Here is a 16,413-nt window from a genome sequence, read left to right as displayed (position 1 = left end):
TCAGATCTCGGCTCGGACTGGTCGGACTATTTTTCTACGTACCGCAGGGAACGCAGCCCCCGCTCCAGGTGCCAGTGCAGATACGCCGCGACGAGCCCGCTGCCCTCCCGGACATGCCGCGCCTCGCAGGCGTCCGCGGTCTCCCAGTCGCCGCTGAGCAGCGCGGCCAGGAGGCCGATGGCCTCAGAGGAGGGTACGACGCTGCCCGGCACCCGGCAGTCGCCGCATATGACGCCGCCCGCCCCCACCGAGAAGAACCGGTTGGGACCGGGCAGCCCGCACTTCGCACAGGTGTCGAAACTGGGCGCGTAGCCGTTGACGGCGAGCGAGCGCAGCAGGAAGGCGTCGAGCACCAGGTGCGGCGCGTGCTCGCCCCGGGCGAGCGTGCGCAGCCCGCCGACCAGCAGGAGGTACTGCTGCACGGCCGGCTCGCCCTCGTGATCGGTGAACCGCTCGGCGGTCTCCAGCATGGCGGTACCGGCCGTGTAGCGGGCGTAGTCCGTGACGATGCCGCCGCCGTACGCGGCGATCGTCTCGCTCTGCGTGCACAGCGGCAGGCCGCGCCCGATCAGCTCGCCGCCGCGCGCGAAGAACTGCACATCGACGTGCGAGAACGGCTCCAGGCGCGCCCCGAACTTGGATTTCGTCCGGCGCACGCCCCGGGCCACGGCACGGACCCGTCCGTGGCCCCGGGTGAGCAGCGTGATGATCCGGTCCGCCTCACCCAGCTTCTGGGTGCGCAGCACGATGCCGTCGTCGCGGAACAGACTCATACGGCCTATTCTCGCGCATCACCGCGCGCCGCCTCGCCTCAGGCCAGCTCCCCTCTGCTGCGCGCGTTGGCGTACGCGGTGGCGGCGCTCAGCCGCTCGCCCGCCGTGGCGCACCGGGTCGCGCCGGGCGCGCACTCCCATTCCCGCCCGCCCCCGACCGGCCGCAGCAGGAGATACGGGCCTTCCCGGCCCATCACCCGGCCCACCCGGCCGGTCCGGGTGTCGACGACGTACGAGGCGGGCACCGGCTCCTCCGGCCCGGTCACCCGCGCTCCACCAGTACGTCGGCCAGCCGCCGCGCCACGTCGATCGAGCACCGCCCCAATTCGACGAGCGGCAGCATCGCCTCATTGGCGCACGAGACGGGGTCCGGGCCGAGCGAGGGCAGCACGATGCCGGCCTGCGCGAGCGCCTCGCGCAATTCCCTCGTCGCGCTTTCGACTTCCTTGATCCGCTTCATCGCCATGCACACTTTCCGTGAGATCTTTCACCGTTCGCATTCAGAGCGTGACGGTGCGGAGCTAGGCTGCGCAACGAGGTGGGCACTACAACCGCCGCGTACAGTCAGGGAGTTAGTCCATGGCCAATGGTCAACGGCAGGCCGCCTGGGAGTTCTTCGGCGCGGAGCTGAAGCGGCGCCGCGAGGAAGCCGGCTTGACCCAGGAAAGCCTGGGCCTACGGGTCTTCGTGTCGGGCGGCTATATCGGCCAGTTCGAGCAGGCGATCCGTAAGCCTCAGTTGGATGTGGCGATTCGGATCGACGAGACGCTACAAACCGGCGGTTTTTCCGAGCGGATGTGGCGCAAGCTGATCGATGTCTCGGGGTTCACCGACTATTTCGCAGCCGTTGCGGAGCTGGAGGCCCTTGCGACCAAGATCTGCGATTTCGAGCCAGTGCTCGTACCTGGATTGCTTCAGACTGCCGCTTACACCCGCGCGGTAGTGGTGGCAGCCACTCCGTTCGCCCCCGACAGCTACGTGCACGAGAGGGTCAAAGCGCGGCTGGAGCGCGCAGACATCTTCAAGTCGCCCTCGCCGCCAGAGTATTGGGCAATCGTTCACGAGCAGATGCTAAGAATCCCGGTCGGAAGTAGGGCCTGCATGGCCGAGCAACTGGATCACGTCGTGGCTGTCGCGCGCAACCACCGGATGCTGATCCAGGTGATCCCGTACGCACAGGGAGCTTACGCGGCCATGAACAAGACCCTCAGGGTCATGGAGTTCGAGGACACACCACCCACCGTCTATACAGAGGGCTTGTTCTGGGGCCAACTGCTGGATGATCCAGCCATCGTGAGAGAGGCTCAAGAGGTCTACGATCTCCTCAGGGCCGCCGCGTTGTCGCCGGAGGCGTCCCTATCCATGATCGAGTCGGCGGCGGAGAGCTACAGGACGACATGAGCCGATACGACCTGTCCACCGCCCAGTGGCGCAAGAGCAGCTACAGCAGCGGCGCAGGGGACAACTGCGTCGAGGTCCGCGACGGACTTCCCGGCGTCGTCCCCGTCCGCGACAGCAAGGACCCGCACGGCCCCGCGCTGGTCATCCCCGCCGCCGGCTGGACCGCGTTCATCGACGGCGTGAAGGGCGGGGCGTTTCCGCGCGCCTGATCGGGCCTCAGCGACCCACCGGCCCCGTCATCCCCCCTGGGATGGCGGGGTCGCATCACGTTACGGTCCGGTCATCGCGGGCGGAACGTGACCTTCCGTACTTCTCAGTCGCGGCCCGGGAACTCCACCTCACGGGACGTCAACTCCCCGGTAGCATCGCGTGATGATCGGCGGCCCGACGCCGTGATGGCCGGCCGTCCCCCCTCAGTACCCCACACAAGGATCTCGATGACATCCATACCGGAGGCGCTGTTGTGGTGCCTCAGCGCAGGTACGGCCGCCGCCGTGGTCCTGGCGGCGCTGCTGTTCCGGGCCCGTAAGCGGCGCCTGGACCTGAGCGCGCGTCTCAGCTCCGCCGAGGAACGAAGCAGCGCCACCCTTCACAGCAATACGGAGCTGTCGGCCCGGCTGCGGGCCACCGAAGCCGAGATCCGGCACCTGGCCGGGGCCCGTATCCCCGACCTCACGATGGCGCTCGCCCACCCGCACGTGCCCGTACGCGGCCTGCTCGACTCCCGGTTCGCGGGCAGCGAGACCGATCACGCGCTGACGGCCGTCCTGGACCAGCTCGGCGACGCGGTCACCACCGAGCGGCAGCGCGTCGACGCGGCCGCGCAGTCCACCCTGCGGGGTGCGACCACCACCATCCAGGCGCTGCTCTACCAGCTCCAGACGGCGCTCCAGGAGATGCAGCACCGCTACGACGACCCGAACGTGGCGCAGGACCTGCTGACCGCCGACTTCCTCAACGAGCAGGCGCTGCGGCGCGTCCAGGCCACCGGCGTGGTGTGCGGCGCCTGGCCGGGCCTGACCCGCGAGGACTCCTACCTCGCCGAGCTGGTCGTCGGCGCCACCTCCCGGCTGCGCGGCTACGAGCGCGTCCAGGTCAGCAACCAACTGCGCGACCCGGTGGCGGTCGTGGCCCGGGCCGTCGAGCCGATCGCGATCACCGTCACCGAGCTGCTGGCCAACGCGCTGCACCACTCGCACCAGGAGCTGCCCGTCGTCGTCACCCTCCAGCAGGGCAACCGCGGCGCCTCGGTCATCATCGACGACTACGGCGTCGGCATGCACGACGACGAGATCAAGCGCGCGACCGAGCTGCTGTCCGGCTCCGACGACGTGCTGCTCACGCAGCTCGGCGACCCGCCCCGGTCCGGTTTCGCGGCCGCCGGCCAGCTCGTGCGCCAGTACGGCTTCGGAGTGCACGTCGAGTCGTCGCCGTACGGCGGGGTGCGTGCGGTCGTGTACATCCCGGGTGACCCCCTCCTCACCGTCCTCGACGAGAGCGCCCAGCCCATGTCCGTGATGGCCCCGCTGCCGCGCCACTCCGGTGCGCAGGACCGGTCCGCCCCCATCCTCCCGGCCGGCGCCGCGGCGCCGGCCACCGCCACCGCCACCGCCACCGGTGCCGCACCGGCTCCGGCCGCGGCCCGGCACCGGGCGGACGTACCCGCCGACCCGGCCGACGGCCCGGCGCCCGCCGAGGGTGAACTCCCGCGCCGGCGCCGCCGGAAGCCGCTGTCCGAGCCCGAGGACGCCGCGCCGCGCGTCGAGCCGGCTCCCGAGCGGTCCCCGGAGGAGACCGGAACCCGCTGGGCCGCGCTCCAGCAGGGCACCGAATCCGGCCGGGCGGCCGCCGCCCAGACAGAACCCCCTCACCGTCCTGAAGGGAACGCCCACTCATGAACAGCCCGACCCGCCGCCGTGTCACCGAGGACAAGTCCTGGGTGCTGGCCCCGCTCCTCGACCTGCCGCACGTGATCCACGCGGCCGTCATCTCCGGCGACGGCTTCATCGAGGGCTGCTCGCCCGGCCTCCAGCGGGACGCCGCCGAGGGCGTGGCCGCCATGATGTCCGCGCTCCAGGGGGCGGGGCGCGCGGTGACCGCGGCGTTCGCCGGCCAGGACGACGCCAAGCTGCGGCAGACCGTCATCGAGTCCGACGAGGGCTTCGTCTTCGCGATACCGGCGGGCGAGAACACCTGCCTGGCCGTCTTCTGCGGGCCGGAGGTGAACATGGGCGTCGTCGCGCATCACATGCAGATCCAGGTGACGACCCTCGGCAAGAAGGTCATGAACAGCCCGGCACGGGATCTCGGTAGCCCGGCATGACCCCGCGCCAGAGCAGCGGCAGGCGCCTCGTACCGGCCTATCTGGCGACCGGCGGACGCGCCCGGCCCAGCCGCAACACACTGGACCGGCTCTCGTTACTGCACAGCGCGGGGATGCCGATCACCAGTGAGGTCCGTCCGGAAGAGCACCGGATCCTGGAGCTGCTCCAGCCCGGCGCGCTGTCTCTGGCCGAGGTCGCGGCCCACCTCCACCTGCCCGTGAGCGTGGTGAAGGTGCTGGTCGCCGACCTTGTCGACGCCGGCCGTCTGCACGCCCGTGTCCCCATTCCCGAAGCCGAGCAATTCGACCGGCAGATCCTGGAGAGGGTTCTCGATGGACTCCGCTCTCTCAAGTCCTAACACCGGCAACATGTACCTCTCGGGTGACGACCAGACGCTGGTCAAGCTCCTGGTGGCGGGCCCCTTCGGCGTCGGCAAGACCACCCTCATCCGGGCGCTGTCCGAAACCCCGCCGCTGCACACCGAAGAGGTCATGACGCAGACCGGCGCGATCGTCGACGATCTCGCCGGGGTCCGGGACAAGACCACCACCACCGTCGCCATCGACTTCGGGCGGCTCACCCTGCCCGGGGACCTGGTGCTCTACCTGTTCGGCACGCCCGGGCAGAAGCGCTTCCGGCCCCTGTGGCAGGACATCGCCCGCGGCGCGCTGGGCGCCCTCGTCCTCGCCGACACCCGCCGCCTCGCGGACTCCTTCGAGGTGATGGACATCGTCGAGGAGGCCGGGCTGCGCTACGCCGTCGCCGTCAACACCTTCCCCGACGCGCCGCAGTACGACGTCGAAAAGCTCCGCGAGGCCCTCGACCTGCACCCGGATACGCCCCTCGTGCTGTGCGACGCCCGCGACCGGGACCAGTCCGTCGACGCGCTGATCGCGCTCGTCGGCCACGTCCTGGCCCATACGCCCCAGGAGACCCCGTGACCTCCCCGCACCACCAGCCGGGTGCCACGCCGCCACCGGGCTGCCCGGTCCAGGACGTGCCCCAGCCGCCCGCGGGCTGCCCGGCCCACGCCGCGCCGCGGCAAGCGGCCGGCCGGCCCCCGGTCCAGCCCGACAACCAGGCACCCGTAAAGCTCTACGGACCGGACTTCGCCGCCGACCCGCACCGCTTCTACCAGCACCTGCGCCGGTACGGCGCGCTCGCACCCGTCGAGATCGCCCCCGACGTGACCGCGATGCTGGTCACCGACTACCGGGCCGCGCTGGACCTGCTGCACGACGACCAGACCTGGTCGAAGGACTCCCGGGAGTGGATGCAGACCGTCCCGCCCGACTCCCCGATCATGCCGATGATCGGCTGGCGCCCCAACGTCTTCTTCAGCGACGGTCCGGCGCACGACCGCTACCGCGAGGTCATCACCGACAGCTTCCGGCTCGTCGAACCGCACGAGCTGCGCGCCCGCGTCCACCACGCGGCGGACACCCTCATCCAGCGCTTCGGCGCCGAGGGCCGGGTGGACCTCATCGCGGACTACGCCCGGCTCATCCCGCTGCTGATGTTCAACAACCTCTTCGGGCTGCCCGACTCCTACAGCGAGCGGCTCATCGAGGCGATCGCCGGGATGCTGGAGGGCAACTCCCCCGAGGAGGCCGCGGCCGCCAACGAGGCGTTCACGACCTACATCATGGAACTGGTCGGCGCGAAGAAGGCGCGGCGCGGCCCGGACCTGACCTCGTGGTTCATGGACCACCCCAACGGGCTGTCGGACGAGGAACTGATCCACAACATCATCCTGACGATGGGCGCCGGCAACGAGCCGCTGGCCAACCTCATCGGCAACGCGCTCGCCCGGATGCTCTCCGACGACCGCTACTACAACACCCTCTCCGGTGGCGCGCTGACCGCGCACGACGCGATCAACGAAGTGCTGTGGAACGACCCGCCGCTGACCAACTACTCCGCGCACTTCCCCGTCCGCGACGTGTTCTTCCACGGCACGTGGATCCGCAAGGGCCAGTTGGTGATGGTGTCCTACGCCGCCGCCAACAGCCAGTTCGACGTGGGCCCCCTGCGACCGAATCGTTCCGGCAGCGGTTCGCACCTCTCGTGGGCGGCCGGCCCGCACGCCTGCCCCGTCCAGCGGGACGCGCTGCTGATCGCCACCACCGCCATCGAGCGGCTGACCGCCTGGCTCTCGGACATCGAACTCGCCGTCGACCGTGAGCAGTTGGTGTGGCGCAACGGCGCCTTCCACCGCGCCCTCGCGGCGCTCCCCGCCCGCTTCACCCCCATCACTCCCGACCAGGCAGGAGCCACGCCATGGGACAGCCACCCGTCGTCATCGACCCGGTCGGAGCCGACATCCACGCAGAGGCAGCCCGCCTCCGCGCACTAGGCCCGGCGGCGCTGGTCGAACTCCCCGGCGGCATCGAAGCCTGGTCCGTCACCAGCCACACCCTGCTCAAGCGGCTGCTGACCGACCCGCGGGTGTCGAAGAACCCCCGGGACCACTGGCCCGCCTGGCAGCGCAGCGAGGTCCGCGGAAGCTGGCTGCAGTCCTGGATCGGCGTCACCAACATGTTCACCGCGTACGGCGCCGACCACCGGCGGCTGCGCAAGCTGATCGCCCCGGCGTTCACCGCCCGCCGGACCGACGCCATGCGCCCGTGCGTCGAGGGGGTCACCGCGGACCTCCTCGACGGCCTCGCCGCGCTGCCCGCCGGCGCGGTCGTCGACCTGCGGGAGACCTTCGCCCATCCGCTGCCCATGCAGGTCATCTGCGAGCTGTTCGGCTTCCCCGAGGGCGAGCCGCGCGCCGAACTGGCGCGCCTGGTCGAGGCCATCATGGACACCACGGCCACCCCCGAGCAGGCCGGCGCGACCGCCGCGGCCGTCCACGGGCTGCTCAGCGGCCTGGTCGCCGCCAAGCGGAAGGAGCCCGCCGAGGACCTCACCAGCCTCCTGGTCTCCGCGCGGGACGACGAGGGCGAGCGGATGACCGAGCAGGAACTGCTCGACACCCTGCTGCTGGTCATCGGGGCGGGCCACGAGACGACCGTCGACCTCCTCGGCAACGCCGTGCACGCCCTGCTGACCCACCCCGACCAGCTCGAACTGGTGCTTTCGGGCCGCTCCTCGTGGAACGACGTCATCGAGGAAACGCTGCGGTGGGCGCCCAGCATCGCCAGTCTGCCGCTGCGCTTCGCCGTCGAGGACATCGAGCTCCCCGGCGGTCAGGTCATCCGCAAGGGCGAGGCGATCCTCCCGGCGTACGCGGCGGCCGGCCGCGACCCGGAGCAGCACGGCGAGAGCGCCTCGCACTTCGACATCCGGCGCCGGGCCACCGAACACCTCGCCTTCGGCCACGGCGTCCACCACTGCCTGGGCGCCCCGCTGGCCCGGATGGAGGCGCGCATCGCCCTCCCGGCCCTCTTCGCGCGCTTCCCCGAGCTGGAACTGGCCGTGGCGGCCGAGGAGTTGGAGCCCACGAGCGGCTTCGTCTCGGGCGGTCTGCGGGCGCTGCCGGTGCGGTTGACGCGGGCCTGAGAGCCGGCGCACGAAGACGACCGGGCCGCGTAGGAGGCGGCCCGGTCGTCGTCGGCGTGCGTCGGGCCGGCGGTGTTCCCCGGGGCTGCGGTGTTCCTCAGGACGGGGTGCGTGCCGCGGTCAGCAGACGTTCGGTGTCGGCCGGGCGCAGCGTCAGCGCCGCGCCGACCGTGGTGAGGACCTCGCGCTCGGCGGGCGTGTAGGAGCCGTCGGCCAGGGCGATGCGGGCGCCCTGGAGGAGAAGGGCCTCGCGGCCGGCGGGGGCGAGGTGGGGAGCCAGCGGCTCCAGGGACTCGTGGAGCTCTATGGCCAGCGCCGTGCCGCACGGGTCGAGGCCGCCGGAACCGCCGTCGCCGCCGGTCACCGCGCCGTAGGTGCCGGTCAGCCGGCCGCTGTCGGCGGCGAGCGCGGCCAGGAGGGTGAGCAGTTGGTCCTCGGAGCAGTCCGTGAAGCCCGCCGCGCGGACCGCGGCGACGGCGGCGTCGCGCACCGCCGGGGCGGAGGTGCCGCCGGCGGCCAGCAGCGCGAGCGTGATGGTGTGGACGGCGTCCCGCAGCATCGCGGAGAAGCGGACGGTGGTGGGGTGGTCCAGGGCGTCCAGGCCGAAGCGGCCGTGGCAGGCGGAGCACTCCAGGACCGGGCCCGCGGCGCCCCGCGAGAGGAGGGGGACGCCGAGGACGGTGAGCCGGCGGCGGCCCGCCTGACGGAGGTAGTTGCGGTCCCCGCCGCAGTCCGGACAGAAGAACTCGCCGTCGGCGACGGTACGCCAGGACGTGTGCACGCCCATCACACAGACCTTGTGCATCACGCCGGCCCTCCGTAACTCCCCGGTAGCCCTCAAGACACGGGAGGCACCCCTGTGGCTCCGTCGCCGTATGGGCGTGATGTTAGCCACATCGTTGATGCGGCGTCAGCACCTCGTATCGGACAACCGTGCTCGACGGCACGCCAACAGGGCGGGCGTGCCGTCGATTTGGCCGAAACGGTGAGGGTGGCGGGGGTGCCGTGACCGCGCGGGTCAGCGACCCGCGCGGTTGACCTCGGTCGGTCAGCGGCCCGCGCGGTTGACCGCGGAGACGACCGCCTTGATCGAGGCGCGGACGATGTTGGCGTCGATGCCGACACCCCACAGCACCTTGTCACCGATCGCGCACTCGACATACGCGGCGGCCTGGGCGCCGGCGCCCTCGCTCATGGTGTGCTCGACGTAGTCCAGGACGCGGACGTCGACGTCGATCGCGGCCAGCGAGTCGATGAAGGCGGCCAGCGGGCCGTTGCCGCTACCGGTCAGCGCGGTGTCCGCGCCGTCCACGACCGCCTCGACGGTCAGCGCGTCCGTGCCGTCGCTCGTCGTCGAGCTCTGCGCGGACCGCAGCGCGATCCGGCCCCAGGGGTTCTGCGGGGTGGGCAGGTACTCGTCCTGGAAGATGGACCAGATGGCGCCCGGCGTGACCTCGCCGCCCTCGGCGTCGGTCTTGCCCTGGATGATGCGCGAGAACTCGATCTGCATCCGGCGCGGCAGGTCCAGCTTGTGGTCGTTCTTCAGGACGTAGGCGATGCCGCCCTTGCCCGACTGCGAGTTGACGCGGATGACGGCCTCGTAGGAACGGCCGACGTCCTTGGGGTCGATCGGCAGGTACGGGACCGCCCACTCGATGTCGTCCACGGTCTTGCCGGCGGCGGCCGCCTCGGCCTGCATCGCGTCGAAGCCCTTCTTGATGGCGTCCTGGTGGGAGCCGGAGAAGGCGGTGTAGACCAGGTCGCCCGCGTAGGGGTGGCGCGGGTGGACCTCCATCTGGTTGCAGTACTCGCTGGTGCGGCGGATCTCGTCGATCTGCGAGAAGTCGATCTGCGGGTCGACGCCCTGGGAGAAGAGGTTCATGCCCAGCGTCACCAGGTCGACGTTGCCGGTCCGCTCGCCCTGCCCGAACAGGCAGCCCTCGATGCGGTCGGCGCCGGCCATGATCGCCAGCTCGGCGGCGGCGACGGCGGTGCCGCGGTCGTTGTGCGGGTGGACCGACAGGCATACGTGCTCGCGCCGCGACAGGTTGCGCGACATCCACTCGAAGCGGTCGGCGTGCGTGGAGGGCGTCGAGCGCTCGACGGTGGCCGGCAGGTTCAGGATGATCTCGCGGCCCGCCTCGGGCTGCCAGACGTCCATGACGCCCTCGCAGACCTCCAGCGCGAAGTCCAGCTCGGTGTCGGTGAAGATCTCCGGGCTGTACTGGTAGCCGAAGATCGTCTCCTCGCCGAGGATCTTGTCGGCGTACTCCATGACCAGCCGGGTGCCGTCCACCGCGATCTGCTTGACCTGCTCCTTGGAGCCGCGGAAGACCACCCGGCGGAAGACCGGCGCGGTGGCGTTGTAGAGGTGGACGGTGGCGCGGTGGGCGCCGCGCAGGGACTCCACCGTCCGCTCGATCAGCTCCTCGCGGGCCTGCGTCAGGACGGAGATCGTCACGTCCTCGGGGATGGCGCCCTCTTCGATGATCGAGCGTACGAAGTCGAAGTCCGTCTGGCCCGAGGAGGGGAACCCGACCTCGATCTCCTTGTAGCCCATGCGCACCAGCAGGTCGAACATCTCGCGCTTGCGGGCCGGGGACATCGGGTCGATCAGCGCCTGGTTGCCGTCGCGCAGGTCGGTCGACAGCCAGCGGGGCGCGGCGGTGATGCGGTTGTCGGGCCAGGTGCGGTCGGGAATGTCGACGGCTTCGTAGCGGCCGTACTTGTGGATCGGCATCCCGGAGGGGCGCTGGAGCCGCGTGGCGTTGGTGACGGGGGTGGGGCGGCCTACGGCGTTCTCAGCGGGGCTCGACGGATTCGTCATGATGCGTGGGGCTCCTCGTGTGTCCGCATGGGGTTCCCCCTGCTCCTTGGGAGCCGGGAGAGGCCGACGGGGCGAAAAGATCGCAACACCGAACTCCGCGGGGAGGGGGTCGGCCTACGACTACAGGCCCTCGCCGCGGCAGCTAAGGAGAAGCAGCCCGAAACGCATGATGCACAGCACCCTAGCCGAGGTCCGCCGTGATGGGCGGTCCGTATCAGTATGCGGGACCGGACGGACGTAACGGCCGAAGTGCGAGCAACCACACGTTTTCAGGAATCTGAGCAGCGGGCAGTGACATGAAGGTCACACAGTGCCACCGTCTTGTTATGGACCTCTCGAAGACGCCGGACACCTCGGCCACGCCGTCCACACCGGTCACCTCCTCCCCTCGGGCCACCTCACCTCTTCCCCACACTCCCGTTTTCTGCACGATCGTCCCGCCGCACGTCCTGGACAAGCTGGCGGAGTCCGACGACCCCGCGCGGCACGAGCCCGCCCGACGCACCCTGGAGCACGACGCCGTTCAGCGCTCCCGCCGCCTGGGCGTCGCCGCCCGCGCCTTCACCCCGTCCGCGCCGGCCGCCGGCGCCGACAAGCCCCGGCGCACCGTCTACGACGCCGGCCACCGGGAGGACCTGCCCGGCACCAAGGTGCACGCCGAGGCCGACGGGCCCGCCCAGGACGCCTCCGTCAACCGCGCGCACGCCGGCCTGGGCGCCACCTTCGACCTGTACCTCAAGGTCTACGGCCGCAAGTCCATCGACGGCGCGGGCCTGGCCCTCGACGCCACCGTCCACTACGGCGAGAAGTACGACAACGCCTTCTGGGACGGTGAGCGGATGGTCTTCGGCGACGGCGACAACGACCTGTTCCTGGACTTCACCATCCCCGTCGACGTCATCGGCCACGAGCTGACCCACGGCGTCACGCAGTACACCGCCAACCTCGACTACCAGGGCCAGTCCGGCGCCCTGAACGAATCGGTCTCCGACGTCTTCGGCGCCCTGATCAAGCAGTACGCCCTCGGCCAGAGCGCCGAGGAGGCCGACTGGCTGATCGGTGCCGGTCTGCTCGGCCCGAACGTCACGGGCAAGGCCCTGCGCTCGATGAAGGCCCCCGGCACGGCGTACGACGACGACGTCCTCGGCAAGGACCCGCAGCCCGCGAAGATGGCCGACTACGTCAAGACCAGCCAGGACAACGGCGGGGTGCACATCAACTCCGGCATCCCCAACCACGCCTTCTACCTGGCCGCCACCGCCCTCGGCGGCAACGCCTGGGAGCGCGCCGGCCAGGTCTGGTACGACGTGCTGACCGGCGGCGACCTCCCCGCGAACGCCGACTTCGCCACGTTCGCCGCCCGCACCGTCGCCGCCGCCCGGACCCGCTTCGGCGCGGGCGCGGAACACGAGGCGATGGTGAAGGCGTGGACGCAGGTGGGGGTGACGCCGAAGTAGCCGACGCACCCGCTGGAGGCGCCGCCCGCTCCTACGGCGCCTCCAGCGGGGTAGAAGGGCCTCATGCGTATCCACATCCGCCGCACGGGCGGCTTCGCCGGTATCGAGCGCCAGGCCGAGATCGACACCTCGACCCGCTCCGACGCACCCGCCTGGCACGCCCTCGCCGAACAGGCCCTCGCCACCGCCGCCACCACCCCGCCCACCGGCGTAGCGGACGGCTTCAGCTACGAGATCACCGTCGACGGGCGGACGGTGTACTGCGCCGACCCCCGATTGACCGACGCGCAGCGGGAGTTGATCGGGCGGGTGCTGAAGGAGGGGGCGTAGGCGCCGGGTCGGTGACGCCGGTTCGGTGACGCCGAGTCGGCCCCCTTGACACTGTTACCGACGGTACAGAGGATCCCGGGCATGACGACGGAGTCGGTATCGCCCCTGCCCCGCTTCCCCCGTGACTTCGTGTGGGGGGTGTCCACGTCCGCCGCGCAGATCGAGGGCGCGGTGGCGGAAGACGGGCGGGGACGGTCGGCCTGGGACGTGTTCGTGGAGGGCGCCGGGCGGGTCAAGGACGGGACGGACGCCCGGGTGGCCACCGACCACTACCACCGCTACCAGGAGGACGTGGCGCTGCTCAAGGGACTCGGGGTGGGGGCCTACCGGTTTTCGGTGGCCTGGCCGCGCGTGATCCCGGAGGGGGACGGGGCGGTCAACGCGGCGGGGCTGGACTTCTACGAGCGGCTGGTGGACGCGCTGCTGGCGGCAGGGGTCGAGCCGGTGCCGACGTTGTTCCACTGGGACACGCCGCAGGTGCTGGAGGAGCGCGGCGGGTGGCTCGTGCGGGAGACCGCCGAACGGTTCGCCGCGTACGCGGACGTCGTGGCGGGGCGGCTCGGGGACCGGATCGGGCGATGGATCACGCTCAACGAACCCGCCGAGCTGACGCTGCTGGGCTATGGGCTGGGGCAGCACGCGCCGGGGCGGCGGCTGGCGTTCGACGCGTTACCGGCGGCCCATCATCAACTGCTCGGGCACGGCCTGGCCGTACAGGCCCTGCGGGCGCGCGGGGCGAGCAACATCGGGATCGCCAATTCCCACGGGCCGACCTGGGCGGCGTCGGGGCAAGCGGCGGACATCGAGGCGGCCGGCCTCTACGACCTGCTGCTCAACCGGATGTTCGCCGACCCGGTGCTGCTCGGCCGCTATCCGGACGAGGACCTGGCGGCGCTGCTGCCGGGACCGGTCGCGGACGATCTGAAGGTCATCGCGCAGCCGCTGGACTGGTACGGGATCAACTACTACCAACCGACGTCGGTGGGCGCCCCGCCGGATCCGGGAGCGGCGGAGGCGGGCGGGGCGGCCGCCGAGTTCGCGGGGATCGTGTTGCCGCCCGGGCTGCCGTTCGCGCCACGGGAGATCGAGGGGTATCCGAAGACCGACTTCGGCTGGCCGGTGGTGCCCGAGGCGCTGACCGAGCTGCTGCTGTCGTTCCGGGAGCGGTACGGGGCGAGGCTGCCACCGGTGGTGATCACCGAGAACGGCTGCTCGTACGAGGGTGTCGAGGACGCCGAGCGGATCGCGTTCCTGGACGGGCATCTGCGGGCGCTTCGGGCGGCGATGGACGCGGGGGTCGACGTGCGGGGCTATTTCGTCTGGTCGTTGTTGGACAACTTCGAGTGGGCGGAAGGGTACGCGCGGCGGTTCGGGTTGGTGCATGTCGATTACGCGACGCTGGCTCGCACGCCCAAGGCGTCGTACCACTGGTTGCGGGACGCGTTGCGCGGCGCGTTGCGGGATGCGCCGGATCAAGGCCGGGGGTGACCGCCGTCCCCGCGGAGCCCACGGAGCGGGTGGGCCGTCGCTGGGTGGCGTCGCTGGCGTTGGCGAACGGCGCGATATGGGTGGGTTGGTACGGCCCGATCCAGGTCCTGCTGGCGCTTCAGGCGGCCACGCTGGCCCCGCCCGGGACCTCGAAGGAAACGGTGCTGGCATGGGTGACGGGGGCGGGCGCCGTCGTCTCGCTGGTGGCCAACCCGGTGTGCGGGGCACTGTCGGACCGTACGACGGCGCGCTGCGGGCGTCGTACGCCGTGGATCGTCGCGGGGGTGCTGGGCGGGGCGGCGGCGCTGGTGCTGCTGGCGGGCGCGCGCGGTGTGCCGGGCATGGTGGTGGGGTGGTGTCTGGCGCAGCTCGCCCTCAACGCGGCGTTCGCGGCGATCACGGCGGCGGTGCCGGACCGGGTGCCGCACGGGCAGCGGGGCGCGGTGGGCGGCAAGCTGGGCGCCGCGCAGATCCTCGGCGTGGTCGTCGGCACCGCCCTGGCCACCGTGGCGGGCGGGATCACGGCCGGATACGCGGCCTGTGCGGCGTTCACGGTGCTGGCCGCCCTGCCCTACGCACTGCTGCACAAGGACGTGGCCCTGCCGGCCGGCCGGCGACCGGCCTTCACCTGGCGGGGCTTCGTCGCCGGCTTCTGGATCAGCCCGCGCCGGCATCCCGATCTGGGCTGGGCCTGGCTGACCCGTTTCCTGATCAACCTGGGGAACGCGCTGGCGCTGCTGTATCTCCTGTACTACCTGCGGGACGCCCTGCACCGGCCCGATCCGGGCGGCGGGGTACTGGTCCTGACCGCCGTGAACGGGGTGACCCTGCTCGGCACGGTCGTCGTCGGCGGGATCTGGTCGGACCGGGCCGGCCGGCGCCTGCCGTTCGTGCTGTGGGCCGGCGTGATCATGACGGTGGCGACGCTGCTGCTGGCGGTGTGGCAGACCTGGGCCGGGGCGCTGTGCGCGGCGGCGCTGCTCGGCGTCGGCTTCGGCGTCTTCACGGCCGTCGACTTCGCGCTGATGACGGATGTCCTGCCGGCCGCCGCGCACCGGGGCAGGGACCTGGGCGTCATCAACATCGCCAACTCCCTGCCGCAGGTTGCCGCCCCGGCGCTGGCCGCGCCGATCGTGAGCCACCTCGGCGGCTACCGCACGCTGTACCTGGTGGCGGGGGCGATCGGGCTGCTGGGGGCGCTGTTGGTGCGGCGGATCCGGGGCGTGGCGTAGGGCGGGCCGGCCGCCCGGTGAGCCACGGGGCGTGGCGTCGGGCGGGGACGGTGCGGGCGGCCGAGCCGGGTCAGAAGCCGAGCTTGCGGAGCTGCTTGGGGTCGCGCTGCCAGTCCTTGGCGACCTTGACGTGCAGGTCGAGGAAGACCGGCGTGCCGAGCAGCGCCTCGATGTGCTTGCGGGACTTCATGCCGACCTCCTTCAGGCGCTTGCCCTTCGGGCCGATGATGATGCCCTTCTGGCTGGGGCGCTCGATGTAGACGTTGGCGTGGATGTCCAGGAGGGGCCGGTCGGCGGGGCGGTCCTCGCGCGGGATCATCTCCTCGACGACGACGGCGATGGAGTGCGGCAGTTCGTCGCGTACGCCCTCCAGCGCGGCCTCGCGGATCAGCTCGGCGACCATGACCTGCTCGGGCTCGTCGGTGAGGTCGCCCTCGGGGTAGAGCGGCGGGCTCTCGGGCAGGAGCGGGACGAGGAGATCGGCGAGCAGGGAGACCTGGGTGTCGCCCACCGCCGAGACCGGGATGATCTCCGCCCACTCGATGCCCAGCTCCTTGCCGAGCTGGTCGATGGCGATGAGCTGGGTGGCCAGGGCCTTGGAGTCGACCAGGTCGGTCTTGGTGACGATGGCGACCTTGGGGGTCTTCTTGATCCCGGCCAGCTCGGCGGCGATGTAGCGGTCGCCGGGGCCGAGCTTCTGGTCGGCGGGCAGGCAGAAGCCGATCACGTCGACCTCGGACCAGGTGGCGCGCACGACGTCGTTGAGGCGCTCGCCGAGCAGGGTGCGCGGCTTGTGCAGGCCGGGGGTGTCCACCAGGACCAACTGGGCCTCGGGGCGGTGCACGATCCCGCGCACGGTGTGGCGGGTGGTCTGCGGGCGGTTGGAGGTGATGGCCACCTTCGTGCCGACGAGAGCGTTCGTGAGGGTGGACTTGCCCGCGTTCGGGCGGCCGACGAAGCACGCGAAGCCGGCGCGGTGCGGGGCGGAGGAGTCTGTACGAACGCTCATGGCGCCTATTCTCCCCGATCCCTGGGGCACCGCCGACCACGAGGCGCGCCCGGGGTGGCCGGACG

General features: G+C 71.4%; 18 protein-coding genes. 12 read left to right on the top strand and 6 right to left on the bottom strand.

The window, feature by feature from the left end:
* Nucleotides 1-26: 26 nt before the first annotated feature.
* From recO to ACZ45Z_RS06055, 3 genes are read right to left on the bottom strand one after another with little or no spacing between them, the layout of a single operon-like run.
* Complete coding sequence (gene recO, locus ACZ45Z_RS06065; protein WP_468356774.1) at nucleotides 27-773, bottom strand: DNA repair protein RecO; 747 nt, start codon at nucleotides 771-773, stop codon at nucleotides 27-29.
* A gap of 38 nt (nucleotides 774-811) precedes the next feature.
* The gene (locus ACZ45Z_RS06060) at nucleotides 812-1,039 is read right to left on the bottom strand and encodes a hypothetical protein (protein WP_468356771.1); all 228 of its coding nucleotides are present in this window, start codon (nucleotides 1,037-1,039) and stop codon (nucleotides 812-814) included.
* Complete coding sequence (locus ACZ45Z_RS06055; RefSeq protein ID WP_468357393.1) at nucleotides 1,036-1,233, bottom strand: hypothetical protein; 198 nt, start codon at nucleotides 1,231-1,233, stop codon at nucleotides 1,036-1,038. Before ACZ45Z_RS06055 ends, ACZ45Z_RS06060 begins: the two co-directional genes overlap by 4 nt.
* A gap of 119 nt (nucleotides 1,234-1,352) precedes the next feature.
* Here ACZ45Z_RS06055 and ACZ45Z_RS06050 point away from each other — a divergent pair, with 119 nt between their 5' ends.
* From ACZ45Z_RS06050 to ACZ45Z_RS06015, 8 genes are all read left to right on the top strand, one after another.
* Complete coding sequence (locus ACZ45Z_RS06050; RefSeq protein WP_468356768.1) at nucleotides 1,353-2,174, top strand: helix-turn-helix domain-containing protein; 822 nt, start codon at nucleotides 1,353-1,355, stop codon at nucleotides 2,172-2,174.
* Nucleotides 2,171-2,383 carry a DUF397 domain-containing protein gene (locus tag ACZ45Z_RS06045; protein WP_468356765.1) on the top strand — a complete coding sequence of 71 codons (213 nt, stop codon included), beginning with the start codon at nucleotides 2,171-2,173 and terminating at the stop codon, nucleotides 2,381-2,383. Before ACZ45Z_RS06050 ends, ACZ45Z_RS06045 begins: the two co-directional genes overlap by 4 nt.
* 228 nt (nucleotides 2,384-2,611) lie before the next feature.
* Entirely contained in the window at nucleotides 2,612-4,072 is a 1,461-nt protein-coding gene (locus ACZ45Z_RS06040) for an ATP-binding protein (protein ID WP_468356762.1), read from the top strand.
* The gene (locus ACZ45Z_RS06035; RefSeq protein WP_468356759.1) at nucleotides 4,069-4,497 is read left to right on the top strand and encodes a roadblock/LC7 domain-containing protein; all 429 of its coding nucleotides are present in this window, start codon (nucleotides 4,069-4,071) and stop codon (nucleotides 4,495-4,497) included. Before ACZ45Z_RS06040 ends, ACZ45Z_RS06035 begins: the two co-directional genes overlap by 4 nt.
* Nucleotides 4,494-4,856 (top strand): DUF742 domain-containing protein, encoded by a 363-nt coding sequence (locus ACZ45Z_RS06030; protein ID WP_468356756.1) that lies wholly within the window; start codon nucleotides 4,494-4,496, stop codon nucleotides 4,854-4,856. Before ACZ45Z_RS06035 ends, ACZ45Z_RS06030 begins: the two co-directional genes overlap by 4 nt.
* 10 nt (nucleotides 4,857-4,866) lie before the next feature.
* Nucleotides 4,867-5,439, top strand: coding sequence for a GTP-binding protein (locus ACZ45Z_RS06025; protein WP_468356753.1), 573 nt, complete (start codon nucleotides 4,867-4,869; stop codon nucleotides 5,437-5,439).
* The gene (locus ACZ45Z_RS06020; protein WP_468356750.1) at nucleotides 5,436-6,854 is read left to right on the top strand and encodes a cytochrome P450; all 1,419 of its coding nucleotides are present in this window, start codon (nucleotides 5,436-5,438) and stop codon (nucleotides 6,852-6,854) included. Before ACZ45Z_RS06025 ends, ACZ45Z_RS06020 begins: the two co-directional genes overlap by 4 nt.
* Nucleotides 6,779-8,005, top strand: coding sequence for a cytochrome P450 family protein (locus ACZ45Z_RS06015; protein ID WP_468356747.1), 1,227 nt, complete (start codon nucleotides 6,779-6,781; stop codon nucleotides 8,003-8,005). Before ACZ45Z_RS06020 ends, ACZ45Z_RS06015 begins: the two co-directional genes overlap by 76 nt.
* Nucleotides 8,006-8,102: 97 nt before the next feature.
* On the opposite strand, the gene ACZ45Z_RS06010 is transcribed toward ACZ45Z_RS06015, so the two are convergent.
* Both ACZ45Z_RS06010 and leuA read right to left on the bottom strand, forming a co-directional pair.
* A complete protein-coding gene (locus tag ACZ45Z_RS06010) occupies nucleotides 8,103-8,810 on the bottom strand; it encodes a TerB family tellurite resistance protein (protein ID WP_468357390.1) in 708 nt (235 codons plus the stop codon).
* Nucleotides 8,811-9,053: 243 nt separating this feature from the next.
* Nucleotides 9,054-10,832, bottom strand: a complete 1,779-nt coding sequence (gene leuA / locus ACZ45Z_RS06005) for a 2-isopropylmalate synthase (RefSeq protein ID WP_468356744.1) — start codon at nucleotides 10,830-10,832, stop codon at nucleotides 9,054-9,056.
* Between the two features lie 326 nt (nucleotides 10,833-11,158).
* Between leuA and ACZ45Z_RS06000 the strand changes: the two genes are divergently transcribed.
* The 4 genes from ACZ45Z_RS06000 to ACZ45Z_RS05985 all read left to right on the top strand — a co-directional run bounded on the left by ACZ45Z_RS06000 (nucleotide 11,159) and on the right by ACZ45Z_RS05985 (nucleotide 15,339).
* Complete coding sequence (locus ACZ45Z_RS06000) at nucleotides 11,159-12,289, top strand: M4 family metallopeptidase (protein ID WP_468356741.1); 1,131 nt, start codon at nucleotides 11,159-11,161, stop codon at nucleotides 12,287-12,289.
* A 63-nt stretch (nucleotides 12,290-12,352) separates the two neighbouring features.
* On the top strand, nucleotides 12,353-12,619 hold the full coding sequence (locus ACZ45Z_RS05995) for a protealysin inhibitor emfourin (RefSeq protein ID WP_468356738.1): 267 nt from the start codon (nucleotides 12,353-12,355) through the stop codon (nucleotides 12,617-12,619).
* A gap of 81 nt (nucleotides 12,620-12,700) precedes the next feature.
* Entirely contained in the window at nucleotides 12,701-14,107 is a 1,407-nt protein-coding gene (locus ACZ45Z_RS05990; protein WP_468356735.1) for a glycoside hydrolase family 1 protein, read from the top strand.
* Nucleotides 14,104-15,339 (top strand): MFS transporter, encoded by a 1,236-nt coding sequence (locus ACZ45Z_RS05985; protein WP_468356732.1) that lies wholly within the window; start codon nucleotides 14,104-14,106, stop codon nucleotides 15,337-15,339. The genes ACZ45Z_RS05990 and ACZ45Z_RS05985 overlap by 4 nt, the downstream gene beginning before the upstream one ends.
* 70 nt (nucleotides 15,340-15,409) lie before the next feature.
* Here the strand turns inward: ACZ45Z_RS05985 and era are convergent, their stop codons facing one another.
* Entirely contained in the window at nucleotides 15,410-16,348 is a 939-nt protein-coding gene (gene era, locus ACZ45Z_RS05980) for a GTPase Era (protein ID WP_468356729.1), read from the bottom strand.
* Nucleotides 16,349-16,413: the final 65 nt, after the last annotated feature.

It is taken from the genome of Streptomyces sp. NPDC031210, assembly GCF_055570395.1.
Note: the sequence above shows the minus strand (reverse complement) of the source record. Positions and strands in the feature narration are given on the sequence as shown.

What these genes read in the sequence shown, in the direction of transcription:
- ACZ45Z_RS05995 (WP_468356738.1), top strand. Translation starts at nt 12,353, where the DNA reads ATGCGTATCCACATCCGCCGCACGGGCGGCTTCGCCGGTATCGAGCGC.
- ACZ45Z_RS06045 (WP_468356765.1), top strand. Translation starts at nt 2,171, where the DNA reads ATGAGCCGATACGACCTGTCCACCGCCCAGTGGCGCAAGAGCAGCTAC.
- ACZ45Z_RS06050 (WP_468356768.1), top strand. Translation starts at nt 1,353, where the DNA reads ATGGCCAATGGTCAACGGCAGGCCGCCTGGGAGTTCTTCGGCGCGGAG.
- ACZ45Z_RS06025 (WP_468356753.1), top strand. Translation starts at nt 4,867, where the DNA reads ATGTACCTCTCGGGTGACGACCAGACGCTGGTCAAGCTCCTGGTGGCG.
- ACZ45Z_RS06035 (WP_468356759.1), top strand. Translation starts at nt 4,069, where the DNA reads ATGAACAGCCCGACCCGCCGCCGTGTCACCGAGGACAAGTCCTGGGTG.
- ACZ45Z_RS06040 (WP_468356762.1), top strand. Translation starts at nt 2,612, where the DNA reads ATGACATCCATACCGGAGGCGCTGTTGTGGTGCCTCAGCGCAGGTACG.
- recO (WP_468356774.1), bottom strand. Translation starts at nt 773, where the DNA reads ATGAGTCTGTTCCGCGACGACGGCATCGTGCTGCGCACCCAGAAGCTG.
- ACZ45Z_RS05990 (WP_468356735.1), top strand. Translation starts at nt 12,701, where the DNA reads ATGACGACGGAGTCGGTATCGCCCCTGCCCCGCTTCCCCCGTGACTTC.
- ACZ45Z_RS06030 (WP_468356756.1), top strand. Translation starts at nt 4,494, where the DNA reads ATGACCCCGCGCCAGAGCAGCGGCAGGCGCCTCGTACCGGCCTATCTG.
- ACZ45Z_RS06055 (WP_468357393.1), bottom strand. Translation starts at nt 1,233, where the DNA reads ATGAAGCGGATCAAGGAAGTCGAAAGCGCGACGAGGGAATTGCGCGAG.
- ACZ45Z_RS06015 (WP_468356747.1), top strand. Translation starts at nt 6,779, where the DNA reads ATGGGACAGCCACCCGTCGTCATCGACCCGGTCGGAGCCGACATCCAC.
- era (WP_468356729.1), bottom strand. Translation starts at nt 16,348, where the DNA reads ATGAGCGTTCGTACAGACTCCTCCGCCCCGCACCGCGCCGGCTTCGCG.
- ACZ45Z_RS06010 (WP_468357390.1), bottom strand. Translation starts at nt 8,810, where the DNA reads ATGCACAAGGTCTGTGTGATGGGCGTGCACACGTCCTGGCGTACCGTC.
- ACZ45Z_RS06000 (WP_468356741.1), top strand. Translation starts at nt 11,159, where the DNA reads ATGGACCTCTCGAAGACGCCGGACACCTCGGCCACGCCGTCCACACCG.
- leuA (WP_468356744.1), bottom strand. Translation starts at nt 10,832, where the DNA reads ATGACGAATCCGTCGAGCCCCGCTGAGAACGCCGTAGGCCGCCCCACC.